Raw genomic sequence first — 23165 nt, 5'->3', positions numbered from 1 at the left:
CTAGCGAGGATCTAGCGGGAGGTGTAGATCCAAGCGATGTCGTCGGCGAAGTGCTCGGCGACGGTGTGCCGCTTGACCTTCATCGACGGGGTGACTTCGCCGTCATCCTCGGTGAAATCGCGCTGGCAGATGCGGAACTTCTTGATGCCCTCGGAGTGCGACACGGTGTCGTTCGCCTCATTGATGGCGTCCTGGATCTCGGCGCGCAGCACCGGGTTCTTCGCCAACTCCTTGACCGGGGTATCGGCGTTGAGCCCGTTGCGCTTACGCCAGCCGACCAGGGCCTCTTCATCGAGGGTAATCAGGGAGCCGACGAACTTCTCGTTGTCGCCGACGACCATTGCCTGGGAGATCAGCGGGGCGGAGCGCAGGATGTCCTCCAGCGGCCCCGGGGAGACGTTCTTGCCACCGGCGGTGACGATGATCTCCTTCTTGCGCCCGGTGATCTTCAGGTGGCCGGTGGGCAGCAACTCGCCGAGGTCGCCGGAGATCACGAAACCGTCGTCGTTGAAGCTCTCCTTGGTGGCCTCCTCGTTGTTCCAGTAGCCGTCGAAGACCACGGTGCCCTTCATCAGGATCTCACCGTCGTCGGCGATACGGATGGTGTTTCCACCGACCGGCTTGCCCACGGTGCCGATGATGTTGTCCGGCTCGAAGTTCACCGCGATGGCCGCGGTGGTCTCGGTCATGCCGTAACCCTCGTAGATGCGCACGCCGATGCCACGGAAGAAGTGCATCAGTTCCGGGTTGAGCGCCGAGCCGCCGGAGATGGCGTACTGCAGCTCGCCGCCCATCGCCGCCTTGACCTTGCCGTAGACCAGCTTGTCGTAGAGTGTGCGCTTCGCCTTCAGCGCCAGCGAGGGCCCCTCGGCGGTGTCGAGGGCCTTGGAGTACTCCACGGCGGTCTTCTCCGCGCGCGGGAAGATCTTCGCGCCGAGTCCACCACCCTCGGTGGCCTTGGTCTTCACCCCGGCGTGCACCTTCTCGAAAACGCGCGGGACGCCGAGGATGAGGTGCGGCTGGGAGCGCTGGAACTCCGGCACCAGGGTGGACATGTCCGCCCAGTGCGACTGCGTCGCCCCGCCGATCGTGGTGGCCAGGGAGACCGCACGGGAGAGCACGTGCGCCAGCGGGAGGAAGGTCAGGGTGCGGTTGCCCTCCACCGCGATGCCGCCGACCGGGTGGGTGAGGATGGCACGTGCCTCGCCCAGCCAGTTGGAGTGCAGCAACCGGCAGCCCTTGGGCCGCCCGGTGGTTCCCGAGGTGTAGACCAAGGACGCCAGATCGGAGGACTTCGTCGCGGCGATGCGCTCCTCGACCTGCGCGTCGGTGATGTCCTTACCTTCTTCGACGAGGGTGGCCACGGCACCCTCGCTGAAGGATACGACGCGGCGCAGGTGGGCGGTGCCCTCCACCGGCTCGCCCTCCTTGACGAAGGTGCGCAGGCGCACGGCATGTCCGGACTTCTCGGCGATGCCGAGGCGCGCGCCGGAGTCTTGAACGATCCACTCACACTGCGAGGTGGACGAGGAGGGGTAGATCGGCACGGAGACCGCGCCGGCAGCCATGATGGCGAAGTCCAGCAGGCTCCACTCGTAGCGGGTGTCCGACATCAGCGCCACGCGGTCGCCCTGGTCGATGCCGTTGGCGATGAGGCCCTTGGCGACGTCGTAAACCTCGCGAAGGAACTCGTCGGCACGCACGTCAAGCCACTCGAACTTTCGCGGGCGGCTGTACAGGATCGTCTGCGGCCGCTTCAGGGCGTTGTCCCTGACCGCGGTCAGACAAGTCTCGTTCTCGCCGACGGTGTACAGCGCCTCCGAGGAGTACTCCTGCATGTCTCTCCAATCACAGTGATGTCAGGTGGTCAGTCATCTCACACCCGGGAACCCTGCGTGTTCCAAGGCACAACGCTAGCCGACGCCTGTATCGATATAAGGAAAATCGCGAATTCCGTGGGGTGCGGGTGGCGTGCAGGCGCGACGTCAGAGGAAGTAGGTGATCAACCAGACGACCACGAGCAGGACGATCAGCAGGATGAGGGCCTGCCTCACTCTGGAATGGTGCTTCACCGTTTCTGCCTTTCCTCTCGGGTCTCGCCTGACGGTCCGTCCTCCGGGCCGAAAGCCTGCCGCTCCTCGGCGCTTAAGGGAAGAAGGCCGAAGGCCACCTTCATCAGCACAATGGCGACGGCGGCGGCCACCAGTACCAGGACGACAAGCACCAACGGAGTCTGGAGCCACAGCGGAAGGTCAAGGATCCATTGTTCTATGCCGTCAGTCACGGAGACCGATCCTACCTTCCGGCCCGCGCGGGAGGTTACCCCGCCGAATCAGTTGCCCCTGCGAGCCCCCGCCGACGCAACAGCGGCTCCACACTGCGCTGTTTACCGCGGAACATCCAGAAGGCATCGTCGTAGTCGATCGTCGCTCCGCGCGACAGGACCATGCGGCGGAAACGGTCACCAGCGAAGCGCACGTCGTCCGGGTCTACTTCGTCGCGTCCGGCGGCGTCGGTGTCGACGAAGCCCTCGAAACCATCGGCGTCGAGCACCTCGGCCCACAGGTAGCTCCAGTAGTCCGCCGAGTAGCCACCGGCGAAAATGTGGTTGAAGTAGGTCGAGGCGTACCGCGGCGCCAACGCCGGGGCGTCCGCGCCACCGCCCACCGCGCCGAAACCGGCGGCCTCCAGGGCGTCCTGCTCGAAGGACGCCACATCCGTGACCGCCGCGGCCTGCGCCGGGGTGAGCCGGTGCCACGCCAGGTCCAACCAGCAGGCCGCGAGGTACTCGGAGGTGGCGAACCCCTGACCCCACTCCGCCTGACGACGCACCGCGTCCACCATCTCCTGCGGCAGCGCCTCGCCGGTGTCCACGTGGCGGGCGTAGTTGGCCAGCACCGCCGGCTCCAGCGCCCAGTTCTCGTTGATCTGGCTGGGGAACTCCACGAAGTCCCGCGGGACATTGGTTCCCGACAGGCTCGGGTAGCGCACATCAGACAGCAGCCCGTGCAGGGCGTGGCCGAACTCGTGGAAGACGGTCAGGACCTCGTCGATACTCAGCAGTGCCTCGCCCTCACCGTCTGCTGGCTTGGCGATGTTGAGCACGTTAACCACCACCGGCGTCTGGCCGAGCAAGTTGTTCTGGTCCACGAAGCTGCTCATCCACGCCCCGCCACGCTTGGTGGGACGGGCGTACATGTCAGTGAGGATCAGGCCAATGGGCTGACCGCCGGCAGCATCCGCTTCCTTTACTTCCCAGACCCGCACGTCCGGGTGGTAGCCCACGAGATCCTCACGGGGAGTCACGGTGATGCCGTAAAGACGCTCGGCGGCGAAGAACGCCCCGTCCCGCAGTACGCGCTCCAGCGGGAAGTACTTCTTCATCTCCGCCTCGTCGACATCAAGCTCTTCGGCGCGCAGCTTTGCCGCCCAGTAGGGCCAGTCCGACTCGGTAAGCGGATCGCCCGCACCGGACTTGTCGAGTGCCAGCTTGTACTCGCCGTCGGCGTTAGCCACCGCGGCCGGAGTGAGCGTGCCCAGCAGATCATCGACCGCGGCGAGCGAGCCGGCGGTCTCCTCCTCGGCGACGAACTCCGCATGATTGGGGTACCCGAGCAGTTCCGCCCGGCGCGCCCGCAGCCGGACGATCTCCAGCACCACCTCGTCATTGGTACCGCGCCCACGGGCACGGGACGCCTCGGTCACGCGTGCGCGCGCGGCCGGGTTATCGAGTTCCTCGATGATCGGCTGCACGCTGGGCAGTCCCAGGCGCACCAGCCAACCGTCCTGCCCGGTCTCGGCGGCGTCGGCGGCGAGCCGACGCTTATGCGCCGGGCTCAACCCCGCCAGGTCGTCCTCGTCGGTAAATAGGACGGCACCGGCGTCGGACGCGGCGACGAGGTTGCGTCCGAACCGCGTCGAGAGTTCCGCCAGGCGCGCGTCGATGGTCGCGAGCTCGGTGCGTCCTGCCTCGTCGAGTGCGGCGCCGCCGCGGCGGAAACGCCGCAACCAGTGCTTGAGCAGCGCCTCGTCCTCACTGCCCTCGGGCAGCTGTGACTGGGCGGAAAGGGCATTCACGCGGGCAAAGAGGCCGGCGTCCATGTTCACCGCGCTGAGGTGCTCGGCGAGCTCGGGGGCGACGGTCTCCTCGACGGCGACGACCTCGTCGGTGGCGTCGGTGCCGGCGTAGTTGAAGACGATGGCGAGCACCCGGTCGAGCAACTGGCCGCTGGCTTCCAGGGGCTCCATGGTGTTCTCCCACGTGGGATCCTGCGGGTTCGCCACGATCGCGGCGATCTCCGCCCGGTGGTCGAGCACACCGGTGCGGAAAGTCGGAACGAGGTCGCTGAGCGCGATCGCCTGAAAGTCGGGCAGCTCATGGTCGAGTTCCGAGGGGTCGAGCAAGGGGTTTCGTGAAATGGTGTCGCCGGTCATGCGCGCCAGCATAACGTGCCGCCCGACGGCTCCGAGGGGGCGGATACACCCCGAAAATTTATTTTCCGTAGTATATCAATCATGTCAGCCCCGGTAGAATACAGCACCACCACCACTCCCACCGACGAGAAGGCGACCGCCACCTCGGCCGCGACCTCGTCAGACAGCACGTCCGACAGCACGTCAGAGAAGGCGAAACCGCGCCGCCGGGCACGCAACCGCCGTGCCGACGGGGAGCGATCGCGCCAGCGCATCCTCGCCGCCGCCACCCACATCGCCGCCGAGCGCGGGTACGACGGCACCAGCATCGCCGAGATTTGCCGCGAGTGCGGGCTGCCCGCCAGCTCCCTGTACTGGCACTTCCAGGATAAGGACGACCTGATGTCCCAGGTCATCTCGAAGAGCTTCGACGCCTGGAACCAGGCCTGGGACATTCCCGTCGAGGAGGACATCCTGACGCACCTCCCCCAGATCGCCGAGCAACTGCTCGACGCCCTGGAGAACCACCCGGAGTTCATCCGACTCTGCCTGCCCCTGGCGTTGCAGAAGCGTAGCGACGATCCGAGCCCGCGCCGCATGTACCTGCAGATGCGCGCCGACGTCATCTCCCGACTGTCCGACATCGCTGCCGCCCACTTCGGCTACGTTCCGGAGCACCGGCGTGTCGCCATCGTGACGTACATGGTCTCCGGGGTGGAGGGGTTGTTCGTGGACCATGAGATGAACTCGGCGTCGAACCTGCGCCGTCAGCTGGACCTGCACGCCATGGGGGTCATCTCGATCATCATGCAGGAAGCCAGCAGCCACCACTGATCCGATGAGGACCGACCCCGCCACCGGCGATCCGTTACTGCTCACTCCGGCAGGCACTGTGCGCGGATCTTGGCGTGAGGACCCGGCCGGCGGAGACGGCCGCGTCGCCGTATTCCGCGCGGTCCCCGTCGCCGCACCCTTCGATAGCGGCGATGCCCTGTTCGCCGCGCCGCAACCGGCCCCTGCCTGGGAAGGCACGCTGGACTGCTCCGACACCGCCCACCGTCGAGCACTGCGCGGCGCACACACGGCCACGGTGTACTGCCCGGATGCCGACGATGAGGCCCTGCCGGTGATCGCCTGGGTCCACGGCGGACGGTTCGAGACCGGCCACGCCGACGACCCCTGGTACGACGGCTGCGCCCTGGCCCGCGAGGGCTGCATCGTGGTCGTACTGAACTACCGCACCCGCTTCGAGGGCTTCCTGCCCCTGCCCGATGTCGACGACACCGACGGAGCCGCTGTCACCTTCCGAGGTGTCGAGGACCTGGTGCTCGGTCTGCGCTGGATCCGGGACTGTATTGGTGATGTTGGCAGCCTCGCCGCCGACCCCGACCGGATCACCCTCGCCGGGCAATCCGCCGGCGGTGCCCTCGTCGCCTGGCTACTCACCGACCCCCGCACCGCCGGCCTCTTTCACCGGGCGGTACTGATGTCGCCGGGCGCCCCGCGGCGGGGCTGGACGCAGCGCCGGCTGAGCACCCGACTCGCCTTGCGCGCCGGACGCCGTGTCCCGCGCGAGGCGTCCTTCAATGTGCTGGCGTCATTGACCCCCGCGCAGCTGACTGCGTCCTACCGGCGGTTCGCCCGTACCCACGTCGCCGACTGTGCGGTAGGCGTATACCCCCTCGATCCGGACGCGCTGCGCCCGGTGCCCGTGCTCGTCGGCACGATGCACGATGAGTTCGTGAACTTCCCCGTCGTGCGCCAGACCGACAGTGCCCTGCGCCGCGTGCTGGGCCGCGTGTTCCGGTTGCCGGGGACGGTCGACGCGTGGCTTCTCGCGCCGTCGATGCTGGGTCTCGGCGTGCCGCTGCGTCATCTGCGCGCCTGGTGCCGTGTGGTCGGAACCACCGCCCCGGTGCATCCGCTGGGCCGTACCGTCGGCGATCGCACGATCCGCCGGTGGGCCTCCGCTATCGCCGAAGCGCTGGCGGGAACGGGAAAAACTGCTGGGCAGGTGTGGGCCTATGAGTTCCGCGGGGCACCCGGTGTCCCGGCAGAGCACTGCGACGAGCTCCCGCTGCTCTTCGATACTCTCGGCGCTCCCAGCGGAACCGGCTCACCGTTCCGCACCACCGTCGTCGACTTCGTCCACGGCCGAAACCCCGACTGGGAACCCTTCGGTGCGCCGGCGCGCACCGCGCGCGTCTTCAGCACCAGCCGCGACGGGCAGGACGCCCCGGAGCGTCCTACGCCTTCAACTACCACGCGTGACCCGTGGCGCGCGGTACGCACCCTGCTCGGCCCGCTGTACTGACGCGGCCTGCGTCCTCCCGCGTCTGGGGGTGACGGTTAGAGTTGTCGGCATGGCTCTCACCTTCCCCACCCTCGATACGCTCCGCGCCCGCCGCACCATGAAGTGGACGGCCTACGAGCCCGACGTCCTGCCCCTGTGGGTCGCCGAGACCGACTTCGACACCTGCCCCGCCGTCGCCACCGCCGTGCGCGACGCCGTGGACCGCGAGTACTTCGGCTACCCCGAACTCGGCGCCGGCTCACACCACCTCGCCGAGGCTCTGGCGTCCTTCTCCCAGGCCCGCCACGGCTGGACGATCGACCCGGCCAATGTCACTGTGGTTCCCGACGTGGTCAAGGGCATCGTCGTGGCCGTCGACAACCTCACCGCACCCGGCTCCTCGATCGTGGTGCCGCTGCCGGCCTACCCGCCGTTCCAGAAGGTGCCGGGCGCCACCCGCCGCCCCGCCACCTACGTGCCCATGGGCACCGGCGACAACGGTGAGGCCGTGTTCGACCTCGAGGCCCTGGAGCGCGCCTTCACCTCCACCGACAACCCCCACGGCGTGGGCAGCATGATCCTGTGCAACCCCTTCAACCCGCTGGGCCGCGCCTTTAGCGCCGAGGAACTGCGCGCCGTCACCGACCTGGCCGCCAAACACCACGTGCGCGTGATCTCCGACGAGATCCACGCCCCGCTGGTCTACTCCGGCAACCACGTGCCCACCGCGACCGTGTCCGACACCGCCGCGCAGATCACCGTCACCGTGACCGCCACCTCCAAGGGCTGGAACACCGCCGGGCTCAAGTGCGCCCAACTGATCACCACCAACAGCGACGACACCCGCGACATCGCCCGGCTGTCCAACCTCGTCACCGGCGAAGCCTCCACCATCGGCCTGGCCGCCGCCACCGCCGCCTACACCGAGGGATTGGGCTGGCTCGAGGAGGAGGTCGACTACCTCGCGGCGAACTGGCGTCACCTTGCCGAGCGCCTGCCCGAGGTCCTGCCCGGCGTGCGCCTGCCGCAGGAGGAGGCCACCTTCCTGGCGTGGCTGGACGTCTCGGACGTCGACCGGCTGCGCGGCGCCGACGGCACCGTCACCGCACCCGCCGCCCGACTGCGCACCCTGGCACGCGTGGGCCTCAACGAGGGCACCGACTTCGGGCCGACCGGTGCCGGCCACGTCCGGCTGAACTTCGGCACCTCCCGCGAGATCCTCGATGAGGCCCTGGACCGCATCGCCGCCGCCGACCTGCGGAGCGGAGCCTCGTGCGAAGCCTGACCCGAATCGTCAGCTCCATGAAGGAGCTGTGGCCGTACTACACGATGGTCATCATCGCCGCGACGGCCACCGTGTTGCTCTCCCTGGCCTCACCGTTCCTGATCAGCCACGCCACCGACACCATCGTGGGCTCAGTCGGCGGGTCGATCTCGATCGAGGCAGCCACCCGCACCGTGATCGGCGTGGCCCTGGGCCTGCTCGCCGCCGAACTCGCCCACACCGTGATCCACAACGTGGGCGGCTGGTTCGGCGACGTCATGGCCATGCGCATGCGCCAGATCCTGTCGAACCGCTACTTCGCCAAACTGCTGGCCCTGCCGCAGAGCTACTTCGACCGGCAGATCACCGGCACCATCATCTCCCGGCTGGACCGCTCGATCATGGGGCTGACCCAGTTCCTGCAGTCCTTCGCCAATAACTTCTTCTCCATGGTGCTCACCGTGATCGTGGTGCTGGCGATCTCCGCCTGGTACTACTGGCCGCTGGCGCTGCTGCTGATCATCATCTTCCCGATGTACCTGTGGCTCACCGCGCTGACCAGCAAGCGCTGGATGAAGTGGGAGAAGACCAAGAACGAGCACATCGACACCGCGCAGGGACGCTTCGCCGAGGTCGTCGGCCAGGTGAAGGTGGTGAAGTCCTTCGTCTCCGAGCTGCGCGAACTGCGCCTGTTCCAGAGCCACTTCGCCGAGACCGTGGACGTGACCAAACGCCAGTCGCGCTGGTGGCACATGATGGACATCTTCCGCATGGCCGGCATGAACCTGGTCTTCTTCGCCATCTACCTCGTGCTGTTCCTGCGCACCCTCAACGGCTCCTTCACCATCGGCGAACTGGTGCTGCTGGTGCAGCTCGTCGCGATGGCCAAGCAGCCCGCCACGATGATGAGCTGGATGGTCGACTCCGCCCAGCGCGCCGCCGCCGGCTCGCGAGAATACTTCGAGGCCATGGACGAGCTCGAGGAGCCGACCACCTCCCCGGTGCTGCTCGCGGCCTCCCGCGAGTACGGCCCCTCGGTGGTCGACGCGCAGGACGTGGAGGACGCCGTGCCCTCCCCGCCGGAGCCCGTAGCCGGCTGCGACCGTCCCGGTGGCACGCCCGTCTTCGAGTTCGACGACGTGAGCTTCGGCTACGACGCCGACGAGCAGGTCATCCACCAGGTCAGCTTCGCCGCCGGGCACAATGAGAAGGTCGCCCTGGTCGGCGAGTCCGGCGGCGGCAAGTCCACCCTGGTCAACCTACTGCTGGGGCTGTACCGTCCGACCGACGGCACGCTGCGGGTCTGCGGCCACGACATCCGCGAACTCTCCGCCGCCCAGCTGCGCGGCATGGTCGGCGTGGTCTTCCAGGACGCCGCACTGTTCTCCGGCACCATCCGGGAGAACATCGCCTACGGGCGTCCCCACGCCACCGACGAGGAAATTCGGGAGGTCGCCGAGCGTGCCAACGCCGACGCCTTCATCCGCAACTTCCCCGCCGGCTACGACACCCTCATCGGTGAGCGCGGCCTGCGGCTGTCCGGCGGGCAGAAGCAGCGCATCGCCGTGGCCCGCGCGATGCTGAAGGACGCACCGATCCTCATCCTCGACGAGGCCACCTCCGCCCTGGACACCCGCGCCGAGCGCGCCGTGCAGGCCGGCCTGGAGGAGCTGATGGTCGGACGCACCACGCTGGTCATCGCCCACCGACTCTCCACCATCGCGACGGTAGACACCATCGTCACCCTCGACGCCGGACGGGTCGACGAGACCGGTTCGCCGGCCGAGCTGGCCACCAGCGGCGGCATCTACGCCGAGCTGCTGCGCCTCACCGCGAGTTCCTCGGACGCCGACCGCGCCCGGCTGCGCCGCTTCGGCTTCCACGGCGACGGTGGTTCGGAAGTCGACTCGGAGGAGTCGGCAGACTCCTGACCCTCTCCTCACGCGCCGAGGGGCCAAGATCGATCTTGGCCCCTGTTTCGGCCGGTGCACATGAGCGGACCCCTCCACCATCCCGCTATTGGGAGGTGGAGGGGTCCGCGTCTACAGCATGACGCCGGGAGAATTAAGGACTAGTTGTCCTTGAACTTCCCGATGACCTCATTGGCCTTGTCGGAAGCCTTTTCCTTGACGTCCTCGAACTTCTGCTTCGCATCGGACTTGACCTGGTCGGCCTTGCCCTCGTTCTTGAGGTCGTCGTTACCGGCGGCGTCGCCGGCAGCTTCCTTGGCCTGGCCTGCGGCGTCCTCGGCCTTGTTCTTGAAGTCGTCGATCCCTGACATAAAAGCTCTCCTTCGCTGTTGACGTAAAAAGGCTTGCTGGGCCGAGCATAGTGAAATCCGTCGCGCCATGCAGGGACCCCAGGGGGTATTTATGCGTAGTCGTAGAAACCCTTGCCAGACTTCCGTCCGACGTGTCCTGCCTGCACCATCCGGCGCAGCAGCGGCGGGCAAGCGTAGGCCGGGTCGCCGAACTCCTCGAGCATCACATCGGCGATGAACGCACAGGTGTCCAGGCCAACCATGTCGGCCAGGGTCAGCGGGCCCATCGGGTGGTTCGCACCGAGCTTCATGCCGGTGTCGATGTCCTCCTTGGTGGCCACGCCCTGCTCCACCATGCGCACGGCGGAAAGCAGGTAGGGCACCAGCAGGAAGTTCACGATGAAGCCGGAGCGGTCCTGCGCCTGGATCGCGGACTTGCCCAGCACCTCGGTGGCGTAGGTGCGTGCGGTCTCCACGGTGGACTCGTCGGTCGTCAGGGCCGGGATGACCTCGACGAGCGGGAGCACCGGGACGGGGTTGAAGAAGTGCAGGCCGATGACACGGCCGGGGTTCTCGGTGGCCGAGGCGATGGCCTGGATCGGCAGCGACGAGGTGTTGGAGCACAGCGGGGCACTCTTGTCCTCGACGATGGCGTCGAGCTTGGCGAAGACATCCTTCTTGATCGCCTCGTTCTCGATGATCGCCTCCATGACCAGTTCACGGTCGGCGAAGTCCTCCAACTTGGTGGTGAAGGTCAGGCGTGCCAGCGCGGCGTCGCGATCCTGCTCGCTGAGCTTGCCGCGGTCCACGGCCTTGGCCAGGGACTTCTCGATCTTGGACTTACCGAAGTCGAGGGCCTCCTGCTTGCCCTCCCAGACCAGGACGTCGCTGCCGGCCTTGGCCGCGACCTCGGCGATGCCGCCGCCCATCTGACCTGCCCCGATGACGCCTACACGCTGAACCATGGTGTTCTCCTTCATGCTCAAAAGAGCTGTCGTTCCTGCACTTGCCTATATGGTTATGCCTAGATAGTGTAACCCGGCTCACGGTCGGCGGCGAACCGCGACCGGCGTCACCCGGGGCGCCCGCCTGAACTGTCGGCACCGTCGGCACCGTCCGAAGCGTCCTGAGCGTCCGGAGCGTCCTGCGCGTCCTGCGTCTCCCCGAGAACGTCGTAGTCCCCGGGATCGGCATCGCCGATGCCGCCGACCACGCCGACATCACCGGCCACGATCAAGCTGCCGGGGATGATGAAGTTGCCGTCGGCGTCGTAGGACGCCCGGGGCAGTTCCTCGCCGTCATCGTCGTAGCCGGGTGCCGGCTTGCTCTCGTTCTCCTCCAGCGCCTCCGGCGAGTCGGTCTTGTCCCACTGGCGGGTCACCGGCTCCGGGCGGGCGTGGAAGTCATTGTTCATGCCCTTGAGCAGCGAGTACATCATCACGAAGAACATCAGGAAGAACGGGAGCCCGATGATGATCGAGACCTCTTGTAACGCCTCGATCCCGGCGTCCGGCGACATGACCAAGATCGCCGCGGCCACCGCACCGATCGACACCGCCCACAGCACCCGCTGGTAGGTCGGGGTCACGTTCTCCTCCCCCACGGCGAACATATCGGTCACCAACGCCGAGGAGTCGATGGAGGTGACGAAGAAGATCGCCACGACCACCAGGGCGAAGCCGCTGACCAAGGTGCTCCACGGCATGGTCTCCAGAAGGATGAACAGGGAGGACGCCGCGTCGCCGTTCTCGACGACCGGCCCCGACAGGCTCCCCGGGTTCGTGCGCTCGGCGTTCAGGCCGGCGTAGCCGAACACGGCGAACCAGATCAGGATGAACAGCGCGGGCAGCACCAGCACGCCGCCGACGAACTCCCGGACCGTCCTGCCCTTGGAGATCCGGGCGACGAACATGCCGATGAACGGCGACCAGCAGATCGTCCACGCCCAGTAGAAGACCGTCCAGGTACCCTGCCAACCCTCGCGGGTGATCTGGTCGGCGTCCGACCAGAACATCAGCCTCGGCAGCCACTCGGCGTAGAGCGAGGCGGTGTCCATGGTGCCGCGCAGCAACAGCAGCGTGGGCCCGGCGATGAGTACGAAGACGAGCAGCACCACGGCCATCACGATGTTGATATTCGACAGGTTCTTGATGCCCTTGTCCAGGCCCGCGGCCACCGAGAAGCAGGCTGCGCCGACGATGACCACGATGATGCCTACCAGCAACAGGGTGGAGCCCTCGATCCCGAAGACGGTGCCCAGGCCGGACTCGATCTGCAACGTGCCCAGGCCCAGGGAGACGGCGATGCCGAAGACGGTACCGATGATGGCCAGGGCATCGATGAGCTTGCCGGGCCAGGCATAGATCGCCCCGCCGAGGATCGGGGCGAACACCGAGGACACCCGCGGGGGCAGATTGCGCTTGTAGATAAAGTAACCGAGCGCCAGTCCGGGCAGGGCGAAGATCACCCACATGTGGATGCCGAAGTGGTACATCGTGAAGCCCATGGCCTCGTTCACGGCCTCATGGGACATCGGTTCGGCGTCCTGCATGGGCACGTTCACCGCGTGGTTGATCGGCTCGGCCACACCCCAGAACATCAGGACGCTGCCGAGACCACCGGCGAAGAGCATCGCGAACCAGCTCTTTAGCGAGTACTCCGGTTTCTGCCCGTCGGGGCCCAGGCGCATGCGCCCGAAGTGGCTGAACGCCACGGCGATGAGGAAGAGCAGCACGATGGTCACCCCGCCGATGTAGAGCCAGTTGAGGTTCGTCATCAGCCAGTTGGAGACCACCGCGAAGTTATCGCGGGCGCTGTCGCCGAAGATCACGCATACCGCGACGAATACGACGATGAACCCGGCCGAGACCCACAGGATCAGCGGGTCCGGACCGCGCCTGGTACCACTGCTTTCATCCACCCCCTCCCCTGACGCTCCGCGTGTCGACTGACTGGCAGGTGAGCTGTCGGTCGCTGAACTGTCGGTCGGGGAAGTCACATGAATTCCGGTTCCTCCGGGGACACCGGCCGATCAGGGCACCGCTGTTCCCGAATGGTTGAGGTCGTGTGGACAACGTGACGTTCGAGTGTACATAGGACCCCAAAACACCGGGCGTGCACACAGACACACGCAGACACAGATGACCCCCGGCTCCTGACGAACCGGGGGTCATCTGCTGACGTTTCAAGAGGAGAATGCTCAGCTACCGAATACGGAGTCCTTTCGCGACGGCAATTCTGGATATCACCTCGCCATCTGTGGTGGCGATGTCTTCGACACTACGATCGCAATCTTGGAGTTTCCTGACAGCCCACTGGAGCGTCCTTCAGAGGTGACTCCGGAAAATTCGGGAGAACGGCAACGAAAAGGTCACGCCCCGACAGCCGGGAGGTGCTCACGGGTCCCGTCGAAGGTGTTGAACAGCACCGGGGTGCCATTGGACAGGGCACCGACGATGTGGCGCTTACCGTCGGCACCGGCGACGTGCAGCGGACTACCGGAGTCGCCACTGATCGCCGGGATCAGGGCGGTGATCTCCTGGGTATCGGTATTCACCGCCAGGACCGGCCCGCAGGTACGCCCGGACATCGTGCCGTCCTTGCAGACGATGGAGCCGACGAGGTTCTGCGTCACCGGGACCGGATCGCCGAGGGGCTGGCTGTGGCCACGCAGCACGTCGTCGAGCACCGGAATGCCGGTGTGCGCGACGCTGGAGACCTGCCCGTCGTTCGGGGTGACCGACTCGTCGAGGCGGAACCAACCCACGTCGTCGAGCCCGGCGTAGGGGTCGAAGGGGTTGGCCTCGCCGCCGAGCTCCACTCCACCGGCGGCGATGTCCTCGGCGTCGGCGAGCAGCTGCCCGGAGTCGGTGGAGACCTTCACCACCGGCGAGCCGATCTCGGCCTCGCTGAGGCAGTGCCCGGCGGTCACACCGTAGAACGTGCCGTCCTTCTCGACGACGGAGTTCAGGGTGCACAGCGCCTCGGAACCATTGCCCAGGGTGAGCACGATGCCAGCACCGGCGTGGGTGGAGGTCTGCGCGCCGGCCACCGCGGGAGCCACGACGGCGGTCCCGCCGGTCACCAGCGCGACCGCCATGGCACCTGCCGACAGGACGCGTCCCGCCTTTCGCCCCGAGAAGAGGCTCGGGACACGGCCCCGGACACGGTTCGAACGGGTACCGGCGTTCCCGGCTGTCACGGTTTTTCTGGGCATGCTGGGTGTTCCTTCGCTGTGGCAGGGAGGATGTACGTGGGGCATTGTAGCCGGTGTCGGCAAAATATGCTCTCTGGCGCGAAAGTACCGGGGCACGGGAGCCAGCCATGTCGGTAGCCTCGGGGGAATGCGACTGCGCCTCCCGTCCTCCCCTCCCCGCGCACCCCGGCACCCGGTGTCCGAGCGGGACCTCACCTACCCCGGCGAGTTTCGAGGACTCGCGGCCTCGGTGCACGACCTCGACGGTCACACCGGGGTCGCCGAGCGACTGGAGCATCAGGGGTTCCACTGTCTGAGCACCAGCCGGGTCATCGGTCACGGCGAGGACGATCACGCCCGCGCGCTCGGCAACCTGATGAGCGGGCGCGCGCACCGCCTGGCCGGCGCTCCGCTGCACCGCGCCGACACGCCGCTGGACGATACCGCGCCGATGGCGGTCGGGGATGTCGTCACCGTGACCCCCGGGCGCGGGCTGCTCACTCCGCTCGACTCCCCGTGTCTTGTCCTGACCGCCGGGCCGGACGCACTGATCTACGGCACACTGCCGGGGCACGTGGAGTGCGGCGAGGAGGCCTTCACCGTGACCCTGCACGCCGATGGCACCGTCACCGCCACCGTCAGCGCGTTCTCCCGACCAGGCAGTCTGCTGACCAGGGTGGGCGGGCCTATCGGACGCCGCGTGCAGGCGCGCATGGCGGGCGCCTACGTGCGCGGCATCGCCGCGCAGCGCCCCTAGCGTCCCCTCTAGTAGCCCTTCGCGGGCTCGATCTCGGTGGGCATGCGCTCCCCGGCGAGGAAGGCGCGGTAGTTCTCAACGGTGGGCCCGGCGAGCTGGGCATCCATCGAGGCGCGGGTATTCGCCGAGTGCGTCGTGATGGTCACATTGTCCATCTCCCACAGCGGGTGACCGTCCGGCAGCGGCTCGGGGTCGGTGACATCGAGTCCCGCCCCGCCGAGCTGGCCGGACTCCAGGGCCGCGACGAGATCGTCGGTGACGACGACCGGCCCACGCGCAACGTTGATCACGGTCGCCCCGGGGCGGAAGGACGCAAACAGGTCAGCGTCGAACAGGCCCTTGGTGGCGTCCGTCAGCGGCACGGCGACGACGGTGTGATCGGCGGCCGCGACGGCCTCGGCGACCTGCTCGATCGGCAGTGTGCGCTCCGCTCCCTCCACCGGATGCCCGGTGCGGTTGACGGCGATGACGGACGCCCCGAACGGGGCGAGCATCTCGATGAGGTGCCGGCCGATGCCGCCGGCACCGACGATCGTCACGGTGGTGCCGTGCAGCCACCGGGTGTTGTCGTCGACCTCGCGCCACACCGACCAGCTGGCCGCGCGGGCGATCTTCTTGTGCATGTGGGTGACCGACAGCAGCAGCGCCATCGCGCTCTCGGCGACCTGGCGTCCGTACACCCCCGAAGCGTTCGTCCAGCGGCGGTCGCCCTGCTCACCGGCGTTGATGACGTCCTGCTTGAAGAAGCCCTCGATACCGGCCTGGCACAGCTGCACCCACTTGACCCGGTCGGGCAGCGTGGGGAAATCGGTGGGGGCCACACCGTGGCAGATGAAGGCGTCGGCCTCGGCGAGGTCGTCGACCATCACCGCGCCAGCGTCCTCGAGCGCCGCGCGGGTCTGCGGCAGAGGAAAGGTGGAGGTGAAAATGTTCAGGGGTGATGCTTGTCGGCTCATGCAACAATTCATACCTGCCACCCCCGGTGCCGTGCCCAGGCGCGGGGGTGGTCCGCCCAGTTACTCAGGGCAACTGGTCAGGGCAGCTCGTCGCGGAACTGGTCCAGGGTGTCGTTGAGCTGATCGAGGATGTCCGGATCCAGACTCGGCATCTCCGGCAGGTTGCTGGGCAGGTCCTCGAGGTCGGTGGGGATCTCGATGTCGCTGGGCAACTGGAAGCCAGGTGACGACGGCTCGTCGCTGGTGTTCCCGTCGTCCTCCGGGGTGTCCTCCGGGCTCTGCACGGGGGTCGACTGCGTGGTGGACGCCGGGGCGGGCGTCTCGTTGCCGCTGCGGTTGAAGACGAACGTCACCAGCGCCAGCACGATAGCGACCAGTGCGGCGACGATCAGCACGATCACGGCCAACTTGCCGCCACGCTTCCGGCCGCCTCCTCCGCCGGGGCCGCCGTTACCACCGTTGCCGCCAGGCTGCGCCGCACCGAACTGCGGCTCGCCATACTGCTGCTGGTCGTAAGGCTGTTGTGCATAGGGCTGCTGTGCATAGGACTGCTGTGCGTACCCATCGCCGTTGTAGCCCGGCTGACCGTACGGCTGCTGGTCGTACCCCTGCTGGCCATAGCCCTGCTGGTCATACTGCCCATTCGGCTGCCCATTCGGCTGACCGGGGCGGATGACCTGCGTCTCGTCCTCGTTGCCGTAGCGGTACTGGGGAGGCTGTGCGCCATTGCCACCGTTCCAGACGGTGGTCGGATTCTCGTCCGCCGGGACATCCTGCGGGGACCGGCCGGCGGAGTTCCATGCTGTTGTCGGGGTCTCGTCCCCCTGGAACTCACCGTCGTCCGGCATATCCCGGCGACCGTTCGAGCGATCGTTCGAGCTCATGGCCGTGTCCTTTCCTCGTGGGGTCCTCGCGGGCTCCTCGTGGGTTCCTCGCGGATTCGTCAAGGGCACAGTCATCACCACTGGCCCTTGTCCAGGCTCACAGGGTACCGCGCCGATGCGCCGACACTGGCACCAAAGGCCAGACCGGTCAGCACGTGGGTTGCCCCCGGTGTTCACGGGGTGCCCACGGAAAAGTGCCGGTCCCGCCTTTCGGATGTACCCCAGGGTTGCCCGTGTACCGATGCGCAGGTCCGACCAACTATGCTCTTAGACGAGTACTCCACGGGAGGACGTGACTACCTTCCGCTGATCCACAGCTGACTCACTCAGGAGAGATGAGATGACCCGCACCCGCCGGACCACCGCCCTACTCGCTGCCGCCGTTCTGGCGCTGGGGGCGACCGCCTGCCAGCCGCCGAGCGAGAACGACAGCGAACGAACCGCCCCCTCGACCGAGGTCACCCCGGACAGCGGCTACGAGGGTGCCGGCGTTCCGACGAGTTCCTCGGCCTCCAGCAGCGAGGAGCCCTCCGAGGGTGCGACGGTCTACGGTTCCGACGGTGAGCCGGAGACCGTGGGAGACACCGAGCCCTACGCTCCCGGCGCTCAGTCCTCCCCCGTCTCATAGGCGTCTGCGACTGCTCCTTCACCGGCGGTGACGTCCCGGCCCCCGCACGACTGGCGGGCAGGCAGGACGTCGCCGCCATACGTGCATTGGAACGACGTGCCGGCGAGCCTTTCCGTGACGTGGGGCTCGACATGGTCGCCGACGACGACCCGCCGTCCTGCTCCGAACTGACCGCCGCAGTGGACGCCCACCGCGTGCTCGTCATAGACGGTCACAGTAGCGGTGCCGGCGACTCGGATCTCGTCGCCTGGCTGTGGGTGGGGCTGGCCGACGGCGACCTGCTGATTGAACAGGTTTCGGTGGATCCGTCGTGCCGGGGACGACGCCTCGGCACCCGCCTCATCTCACTGGCGGTAAAACATGCTCAGGACAGAGGTTTTGCCGGGGTGTGCCTGACCAGTTTCCTCGACGTGCCGTGGAACGGCCCGCTCTATCGCGGCCTCGGTTTCCTCCCCCTCGACGCCGCCAATCTCGGCCCCGATCTGCGTGCCGTACGTGCCGCAGAGCAGGACGCTGGGCTGGACGTCGCACCGCGCGCCGCCTTCCGCCTGCCGCTGCGCCGATAGTCCCGACCGCTAGTCCCTGCTCAGCGCAGCGGGGCTACCGGCAGGTCGTGTTCCGCGGCCCACGCCGCCCAATGCTCAACAGAGCCGGCGGCGAAGAACGTCCGGAGCTTCTCCGCGGTCACCTCGAATGCCGACTCCTCCCCCATCAGTGCTGCCAGTGCCGTGGCGAAATGCGGTTCGATCGCCGCCACGGCCACAAAACCATCGCTGGCCGGGTAGATCCCGTAGAGCGGGTAGCCGCCGCCCAGGATCTTCCCCGGCCCGGAGAGCCCGAATCGTGTGGACGCGGCGAAGTCGTCGACGACCCCGGACAGCGCGACCTCGACGTGGCGCCCCTGCCCGGTGCGTTGCGCCCGGAGTACCGCGGCGATGCCGTCTGCGACCGCCCGTTCGGCCCCACCCAGATCCGCTACCGGCAGCGTCGGCATCACTGGCACGTTGTCATGCCGGGCGATCGTGCCCGCCGCCGCCTGATAGGTCAGATCATGGCCCGGAGTATCTGCCGCCTCCCCCGCACTACCGGTGATCGCCACCTGACTCAGGTGGGGATGACGAGCGTGCAGCTGCTCCCAGTCCAGCCCCAACGCCGCCAGCGCCCGCGGACGGTGCGAGGTGACCAGCAGGTCAGCGTCCTCAAGAAGCGCGTGCAGCCGCTCTGTACCGGCGGCGGACTTCAGGTCGAGGCCCACCACGTCTTGGCCCTCGGCGAGGTGCGCGTAGTACTCCGGGGCGGCCAGCGCCAGCGGGTCACCGGAAGGTGGCTCGACCTTCGTCACCGCCGCGCCCAAACCTCGTAGGCGGTGCGCTGCGACGGGACCGGGCAGATTCACCGCCAGTGAGACCACACTGACCCCGGCGAGTAGTTCATCGGTGCTGGCGTCTGTACTGACCTTCATGGCGGTGATGCTACGTGGGGTGAACCTCAGGCGGTGGTGGATTCGGGATTAAGCATGCCGCCGACCATCGCCACGAGGAACCCGGCGAGGATCACCAACCACACGGACTTCCAGTGCCGCTGCGGGAGCACCGGGAGCTCCTCCGGACGGGCGAAAACGGCGCGCTCATCGCTGGCCAACATCTGCCAGTTGACCCGGTAGTCCTGGTTCGTCTGCAACCACTGCTTCACCGTCCGCGCGTCCCGCCGGTTGCACAGCAGCCAGTACACCCCAGGGGCGATGGTCATGATGGCCAGACCGACGCTCATCAGGATCTCGCTGACGATCTCCCCGGATGCCCCGGACACCGAGGTGAAGATCGAGCTCAGCATGACGATCCCCAGCACCACACCGGTCCAGGCGGCGGCGTGCTTGACCAGCGTCGGCCGGTACTTCGACAGCCTCGCCCGCGGATCCAGGGTGCCGCGGCCCACGTAGGCCCGCAGTTCCGGCGGGACCGTGGAGTCTCGTCCCTGACTCTGCCCGTGTCCCTGCCCGTACCCCTGCCCTTGGTAGGGATTCTGCGCCGAGTAGCCCGGTTCGCGTTCCATGGTGTGTGCCTCTCCTCCTGCTGCGGTGCGTTCCCCCCTGAGACTACGACACGCCACGGACATGGAAACTTCCGCCGGGTCGCACACTGCCTTGTTGTTCGAACACCGGCCCCGAGGCGACGACACGGGCAACGTTTACCTAGGTTCCTTACCTACTCAGATCACCGTTAGGATGAACCTCATGAGCACTCTCACCTCCCTCCTGTCACAAAGCAGGATCGACCTGGATGTGACTGCCGCCGACTGGAAGACAGCCGTCGCGCACTCCGGGGAACTCCTGGAATCCACCGGCTCGATCGACGCCGCCTATACGACCGCAATGATCGACTCGGTGATCGACAACGGCCCCTACATCGTCGTCGCCCCCGGCTTCGCCTTCGCCCACGCCCGCCCCAGCGAGGCCGTGCACGAGACGGCGATGAGCTGGGTGCGCCTGGCCGAGCCCGTGGAGTTCGGCCACGAGAAAAACGACCCGGTCACCCTCGTCGTCGCCCTGGCCGCCACCGACGCCACCACCCACACCAGCGCCATGGCGCAACTGGCCAAGGTCGTCGGACGCAAGTCCACCCGGGCGAAACTGGACGCCGCACAGAGCCCCGAGGAGATCCTCGCCATCCTCGACGGACGCGACGCGCCCGCGTCGGACGCCGGCAGCGCCGCGGCAGGCACCGCCGCAGCCGATAGCACCGCCGCGGCCGGCACCGCCGCCGGTGCGTCCTACTCGATTCCCGACGGGGAGCGCTACCCCGGCGGAAACTCGCGCAACCACATCCTCACCGTGTGCGGCAACGGGCTGGGCACCAGCCTGTTTTTGAAGAACACCACCGAGGACGTCCTCAAACGCTGGGGCTGGGACGCGCTGGTCTCCGTGGAGGCCACCGACACCATCTCGGCGAAGGGCAAGGCGAAAGACGCCGACCTGATCCTCACCTCCGGTGAGATCGCCAAGACCCTCGGCGACCCCGGGATCCCGGTCTGGGTCGTGGAGAACTTCACCAGCCCCCGCGAGATCGACTCCGCGCTCCGCGCGCTCTACGCCCTGTAAGAACGGCCCTGCAAGAACCCCCTCAAAAGGAGAATCCCCATGGACTGGTTGCTCGCCATTCCAACGTTCATCGTCAACGAGATCCTCGCCGTCCCGGCGTTCCTCATCGGTATCTTCACCGCCATCGGCCTGATCGCCATGCGCCGCAGTGCCGGGCAGGTCGCCGGCGGCGCGATCAAGGCGATCCTCGGCTTCCTGCTCATCGGTGCCGGCGCCACGCTGGTCACCAACTCTCTCGACCCGCTCGGCGTGATGATCGAAGGCGCCACCGGCATGCACGGTGTGGTGCCCACCAACGAGGCCATCGCCGGCATCGCCCAGGAGGAGTTCGGCTCCCAGGTCGCCTGGCTGATGATCCTCGGCTACGTGGTCAGCCTGCTGTTCGCGCGCTTCACGCCGCTGCGCTACGTCTTCCTGACCGGCCACCACGTGCTGTTCATGGCCACGATGATCACCATCATCCTGGTCACCGCGGACTACGCCGACTGGATCGTCGTGGGCCTGGGCGCGGTGCTGCTCGGCGTGCTGATGGTCGCCCTCCCCGCCCTGGCGCACCCCTGGACCCGCAAGGTCACCGGCGATGACTCGGTGGCCATCGGCCACTTCGGCACCGCCGGCTACATCGCCGCCGGTGCGGTGGGCAAGGCCGTCGGCGGCAAGGGCGCCAAGGCGTCGAAGTCCTCCGAGGACCTGAAGGTCCCCGAGGGCCTGCGGTTCCTGCGCGACTCCATGGTCGCCACCGCCCTGTCGATGGTGCTGATGTACCTGGTCCTGGCGATCCTCTACGTGGTGCGTGCCGGGCAGGACGAGGCCTTCGCCGCCTTCGGTGAGGACTCCGTGGCCACGGACCTGGGCAACTACCTGATGCAGGCGGTGACCCAGGGTCTGCAGTTCGGTGTGGCCGTGGCCGTGATCCTCTTCGGTGTGCGCACCATCCTCGGCGAGCTCGTGCCCGCCTTCCAGGGCATCGCCGCCAAGGTCGTCCCGGGTGCGATCCCCGCGCTCGACGCCCCGATCGTGTTCCCCTACGCGCAGAACGCCGTGCTCATCGGCTTCATCTCCAGTTTCTCCGGCGGCCTGGTCGCCCTGGTGATTCTGTCGACGTGGCTGAACCCGGCCTTCGGCGCCGCACTGATCCTGCCGGGCCTGGTGCCGCACTTCTTCACCGGCGGTGCCGCCGGCGTGTACGGCAACGCCACCGGTGGACGCCGCGGCGCGGTGCTCGGCGCGTTCGTCAACGGTGTGATCATCACGATCCTGCCGGCGTTCCTGATCAACGTGCTCGGCGATATGTCGGGCGAGAACACCACCTTCGGCGACGCCGACTTCGGCTGGTTCGGCCTGCTCATCGGCAACGCCCCGGCCGGGGTGTGGGGCCTGGTGGTCATCGTGGCCGTGGCCGTGGCGGTCTTCGCCGCCGCCCTGGTCGTGCAGAAGAAGCTCGTCGACGGCAATTGGGACGCCGCCCCGGGCCGTTCCGCGGGCTCCTGGATCGGCGAGGGTGCCGAAGAGAATGCAGGGGACGCTGCGGGTGCCGGCGCCGCCGGCGCCATGCAGGACGCCTCGGCCGGTGCGTCCGGCGCGACCGCGGCCTACTCCCGCATCGCCCCGCCCAAGGGCGCTCCCACCCCGCCGGCGCCGCCGGCGGAGTAAGGGCGGGGAGTTTAGTTTCCCGCTTCCTGGCGGGACACCATCTCCGCGATCCACGCCGGCGCATAGGGTGACGTGCAGTTCTTCGGCGTCGGATAGTCCTTCAGTACCCCAAGGCGCTCACCGATGTCCACGGCACGCTCCCGGAAGTCCGGGTGGTTGATGCCGATCTGCGCCAGACACTCGTTCTGCGACCACTGCAAGGTGTCCGGACTGTCTGCCATGGTGGACTCGATCAGGTCGAGCAGGCCGGTGATTTCGCCGGCCTGCTCGGCCTGTTCCTCTGTCACGGGGTCCCAGGCGGCCACCTTCTCGGTGGTCAGCGCCCAACCGGCAGAGGCAATGGTGGGGTCGGCGTCCTCAAACCAACGCTCGCGCAGCTCGTCGACGTGCGCACTCTTCTTCACCACGTAGCTCAGCAACCAGGTGTGTACCTTCGGGGTGCCCGCCTGTCGCAGCATTGAGTCCAGGGTGTCGGCGTCCAGGGATTTCGGACGCAGCAGCAGCGTCGCCGCCAGCCGGCAGGCCGAATCCTCGGTCGCCCACAGGTCCAGCGCCAGCTCATGCTTCACCGGCGGCTTGCGCCCGGTCCCGGCCTCCTTCGCCACCGCGCGCAACTTGGTGAGGTTCACCGCATGGTCATCACCGTGTCGCTCGTTGACCGCCAACACACCGGGGTCTGCCAGTGCGTCCAGCGCCTCGCGTACATCGGCAACGGCGGTATCGGCGGCTGCCGCCTGACTGTCGTTTGTCTCACTCATGCGGCCA

21 protein-coding genes are annotated in these 23165 nt (G+C 67.5%); 9 read left to right on the top strand and 12 right to left on the bottom strand.

Translation table 11 applies throughout. The features are described 5' to 3' along the window. Nucleotides 1-11: 11 nt before the first annotated feature. From ACT3SZ_RS08200 to ACT3SZ_RS08190, 3 genes are all read right to left on the bottom strand, one after another. The gene (locus tag ACT3SZ_RS08200) at nucleotides 12-1838 is read right to left on the bottom strand and encodes an AMP-dependent synthetase/ligase (RefSeq protein WP_444618047.1); all 1827 of its coding nucleotides are present in this window, start codon (nucleotides 1836-1838) and stop codon (nucleotides 12-14) included. Between the two features lie 230 nt (nucleotides 1839-2068). Further along, nucleotides 2069-2284, bottom strand: coding sequence for a hypothetical protein (locus ACT3SZ_RS08195; protein ID WP_444618046.1), 216 nt, complete (start codon nucleotides 2282-2284; stop codon nucleotides 2069-2071). A 35-nt stretch (nucleotides 2285-2319) separates the two neighbouring features. After that, entirely contained in the window at nucleotides 2320-4434 is a 2115-nt protein-coding gene (locus ACT3SZ_RS08190; protein WP_444618045.1) for a M3 family metallopeptidase, read from the bottom strand. Between the two features lie 81 nt (nucleotides 4435-4515). Here ACT3SZ_RS08190 and ACT3SZ_RS08185 point away from each other — a divergent pair, with 81 nt between their 5' ends. Genes ACT3SZ_RS08185 through ACT3SZ_RS08170 form a run of 4 tightly spaced genes read left to right on the top strand, consistent with a single transcriptional unit; the run spans nucleotide 4516 to nucleotide 9901 of the window. After that, nucleotides 4516-5247: a TetR/AcrR family transcriptional regulator gene (locus ACT3SZ_RS08185; protein ID WP_444618044.1), complete on the top strand. Its 732-nt coding sequence runs from the start codon at nucleotides 4516-4518 to the stop codon at nucleotides 5245-5247. A 4-nt stretch (nucleotides 5248-5251) separates the two neighbouring features. Then, nucleotides 5252-6727, top strand: coding sequence for a carboxylesterase family protein (locus ACT3SZ_RS08180; protein WP_444618043.1), 1476 nt, complete (start codon nucleotides 5252-5254; stop codon nucleotides 6725-6727). 49 nt (nucleotides 6728-6776) lie between these two features. Next, a complete protein-coding gene (locus ACT3SZ_RS08175) occupies nucleotides 6777-7991 on the top strand; it encodes a MalY/PatB family protein (RefSeq protein ID WP_444618042.1) in 1215 nt (404 codons plus the stop codon). A gap of 17 nt (nucleotides 7992-8008) precedes the next feature. Continuing rightward, the gene (locus ACT3SZ_RS08170) at nucleotides 8009-9901 is read left to right on the top strand and encodes an ABC transporter ATP-binding protein (RefSeq protein ID WP_444618041.1); all 1893 of its coding nucleotides are present in this window, start codon (nucleotides 8009-8011) and stop codon (nucleotides 9899-9901) included. Nucleotides 9902-10041: 140 nt separating this feature from the next. Here ACT3SZ_RS08170 and ACT3SZ_RS08165 read toward each other — a convergent pair whose 3' ends face one another. From ACT3SZ_RS08165 to ACT3SZ_RS08150, 4 genes are all read right to left on the bottom strand, one after another. Continuing rightward, a complete protein-coding gene (locus ACT3SZ_RS08165) occupies nucleotides 10042-10251 on the bottom strand; it encodes a CsbD family protein (RefSeq protein ID WP_444618040.1) in 210 nt (69 codons plus the stop codon). Between the two features lie 89 nt (nucleotides 10252-10340). Continuing rightward, complete coding sequence (locus ACT3SZ_RS08160; RefSeq protein WP_444618039.1) at nucleotides 10341-11195, bottom strand: 3-hydroxybutyryl-CoA dehydrogenase; 855 nt, start codon at nucleotides 11193-11195, stop codon at nucleotides 10341-10343. A gap of 107 nt (nucleotides 11196-11302) precedes the next feature. Beyond that, the gene (locus ACT3SZ_RS08155; protein WP_444618038.1) at nucleotides 11303-13150 is read right to left on the bottom strand and encodes a BCCT family transporter; all 1848 of its coding nucleotides are present in this window, start codon (nucleotides 13148-13150) and stop codon (nucleotides 11303-11305) included. Between the two features lie 450 nt (nucleotides 13151-13600). Beyond that, nucleotides 13601-14446 (bottom strand): hypothetical protein, encoded by an 846-nt coding sequence (locus tag ACT3SZ_RS08150; protein WP_444618037.1) that lies wholly within the window; start codon nucleotides 14444-14446, stop codon nucleotides 13601-13603. Nucleotides 14447-14573: 127 nt separating this feature from the next. Here ACT3SZ_RS08150 and ACT3SZ_RS08145 point away from each other — a divergent pair, with 127 nt between their 5' ends. Continuing rightward, entirely contained in the window at nucleotides 14574-15182 is a 609-nt protein-coding gene (locus tag ACT3SZ_RS08145; protein ID WP_444618036.1) for a DUF1990 domain-containing protein, read from the top strand. 8 nt (nucleotides 15183-15190) lie between these two features. Here the strand turns inward: ACT3SZ_RS08145 and ACT3SZ_RS08140 are convergent, their stop codons facing one another. Both ACT3SZ_RS08140 and ACT3SZ_RS08135 read right to left on the bottom strand, forming a co-directional pair. Next, the gene (locus ACT3SZ_RS08140; protein ID WP_444618035.1) at nucleotides 15191-16138 is read right to left on the bottom strand and encodes a D-isomer specific 2-hydroxyacid dehydrogenase family protein; all 948 of its coding nucleotides are present in this window, start codon (nucleotides 16136-16138) and stop codon (nucleotides 15191-15193) included. A gap of 77 nt (nucleotides 16139-16215) precedes the next feature. Further along, the gene (locus tag ACT3SZ_RS08135) at nucleotides 16216-17022 is read right to left on the bottom strand and encodes a hypothetical protein (RefSeq protein WP_444618034.1); all 807 of its coding nucleotides are present in this window, start codon (nucleotides 17020-17022) and stop codon (nucleotides 16216-16218) included. Nucleotides 17023-17362: 340 nt separating this feature from the next. On the opposite strand from ACT3SZ_RS08135, the gene ACT3SZ_RS08130 reads away from it, so the two are divergent. Next, on the top strand, nucleotides 17363-17650 hold the full coding sequence (locus ACT3SZ_RS08130) for a hypothetical protein (RefSeq protein WP_444618033.1): 288 nt from the start codon (nucleotides 17363-17365) through the stop codon (nucleotides 17648-17650). 86 nt (nucleotides 17651-17736) lie between these two features. Continuing rightward, complete coding sequence (locus ACT3SZ_RS08125) at nucleotides 17737-18216, top strand: GNAT family N-acetyltransferase (RefSeq protein WP_444618032.1); 480 nt, start codon at nucleotides 17737-17739, stop codon at nucleotides 18214-18216. Nucleotides 18217-18236: 20 nt separating this feature from the next. Here the strand turns inward: ACT3SZ_RS08125 and ACT3SZ_RS08120 are convergent, their stop codons facing one another. Beyond that, nucleotides 18237-19112 (bottom strand): CoA transferase, encoded by an 876-nt coding sequence (locus tag ACT3SZ_RS08120; RefSeq protein ID WP_444618031.1) that lies wholly within the window; start codon nucleotides 19110-19112, stop codon nucleotides 18237-18239. A gap of 26 nt (nucleotides 19113-19138) precedes the next feature. Beyond that, entirely contained in the window at nucleotides 19139-19702 is a 564-nt protein-coding gene (locus ACT3SZ_RS08115) for a hypothetical protein (RefSeq protein WP_444618030.1), read from the bottom strand. A 181-nt stretch (nucleotides 19703-19883) separates the two neighbouring features. Here ACT3SZ_RS08115 and ACT3SZ_RS08110 point away from each other — a divergent pair, with 181 nt between their 5' ends. Both ACT3SZ_RS08110 and ACT3SZ_RS08105 read left to right on the top strand, forming a co-directional pair. Next, nucleotides 19884-20747 (top strand): PTS sugar transporter subunit IIA, encoded by an 864-nt coding sequence (locus ACT3SZ_RS08110; RefSeq protein WP_444618029.1) that lies wholly within the window; start codon nucleotides 19884-19886, stop codon nucleotides 20745-20747. Nucleotides 20748-20786: 39 nt separating this feature from the next. Continuing rightward, the gene (locus tag ACT3SZ_RS08105; RefSeq protein ID WP_444618028.1) at nucleotides 20787-22400 is read left to right on the top strand and encodes a PTS ascorbate transporter subunit IIC; all 1614 of its coding nucleotides are present in this window, start codon (nucleotides 20787-20789) and stop codon (nucleotides 22398-22400) included. 11 nt (nucleotides 22401-22411) lie between these two features. Here the strand turns inward: ACT3SZ_RS08105 and ACT3SZ_RS08100 are convergent, their stop codons facing one another. Continuing rightward, a complete protein-coding gene (locus tag ACT3SZ_RS08100; RefSeq protein WP_444618027.1) occupies nucleotides 22412-23158 on the bottom strand; it encodes a DNA alkylation repair protein in 747 nt (248 codons plus the stop codon). Nucleotides 23159-23165: the final 7 nt, after the last annotated feature.

The organism is Corynebacterium sp. AOP40-9SA-29 (assembly GCF_052377405.1).
Classification (GTDB): Bacteria; Actinomycetota; Actinomycetes; order Mycobacteriales; family Mycobacteriaceae; genus Corynebacterium.
The sequence above is the reverse complement of the archived record's forward strand: the minus strand, read 5'-3'. Positions and strand labels throughout refer to the sequence as shown.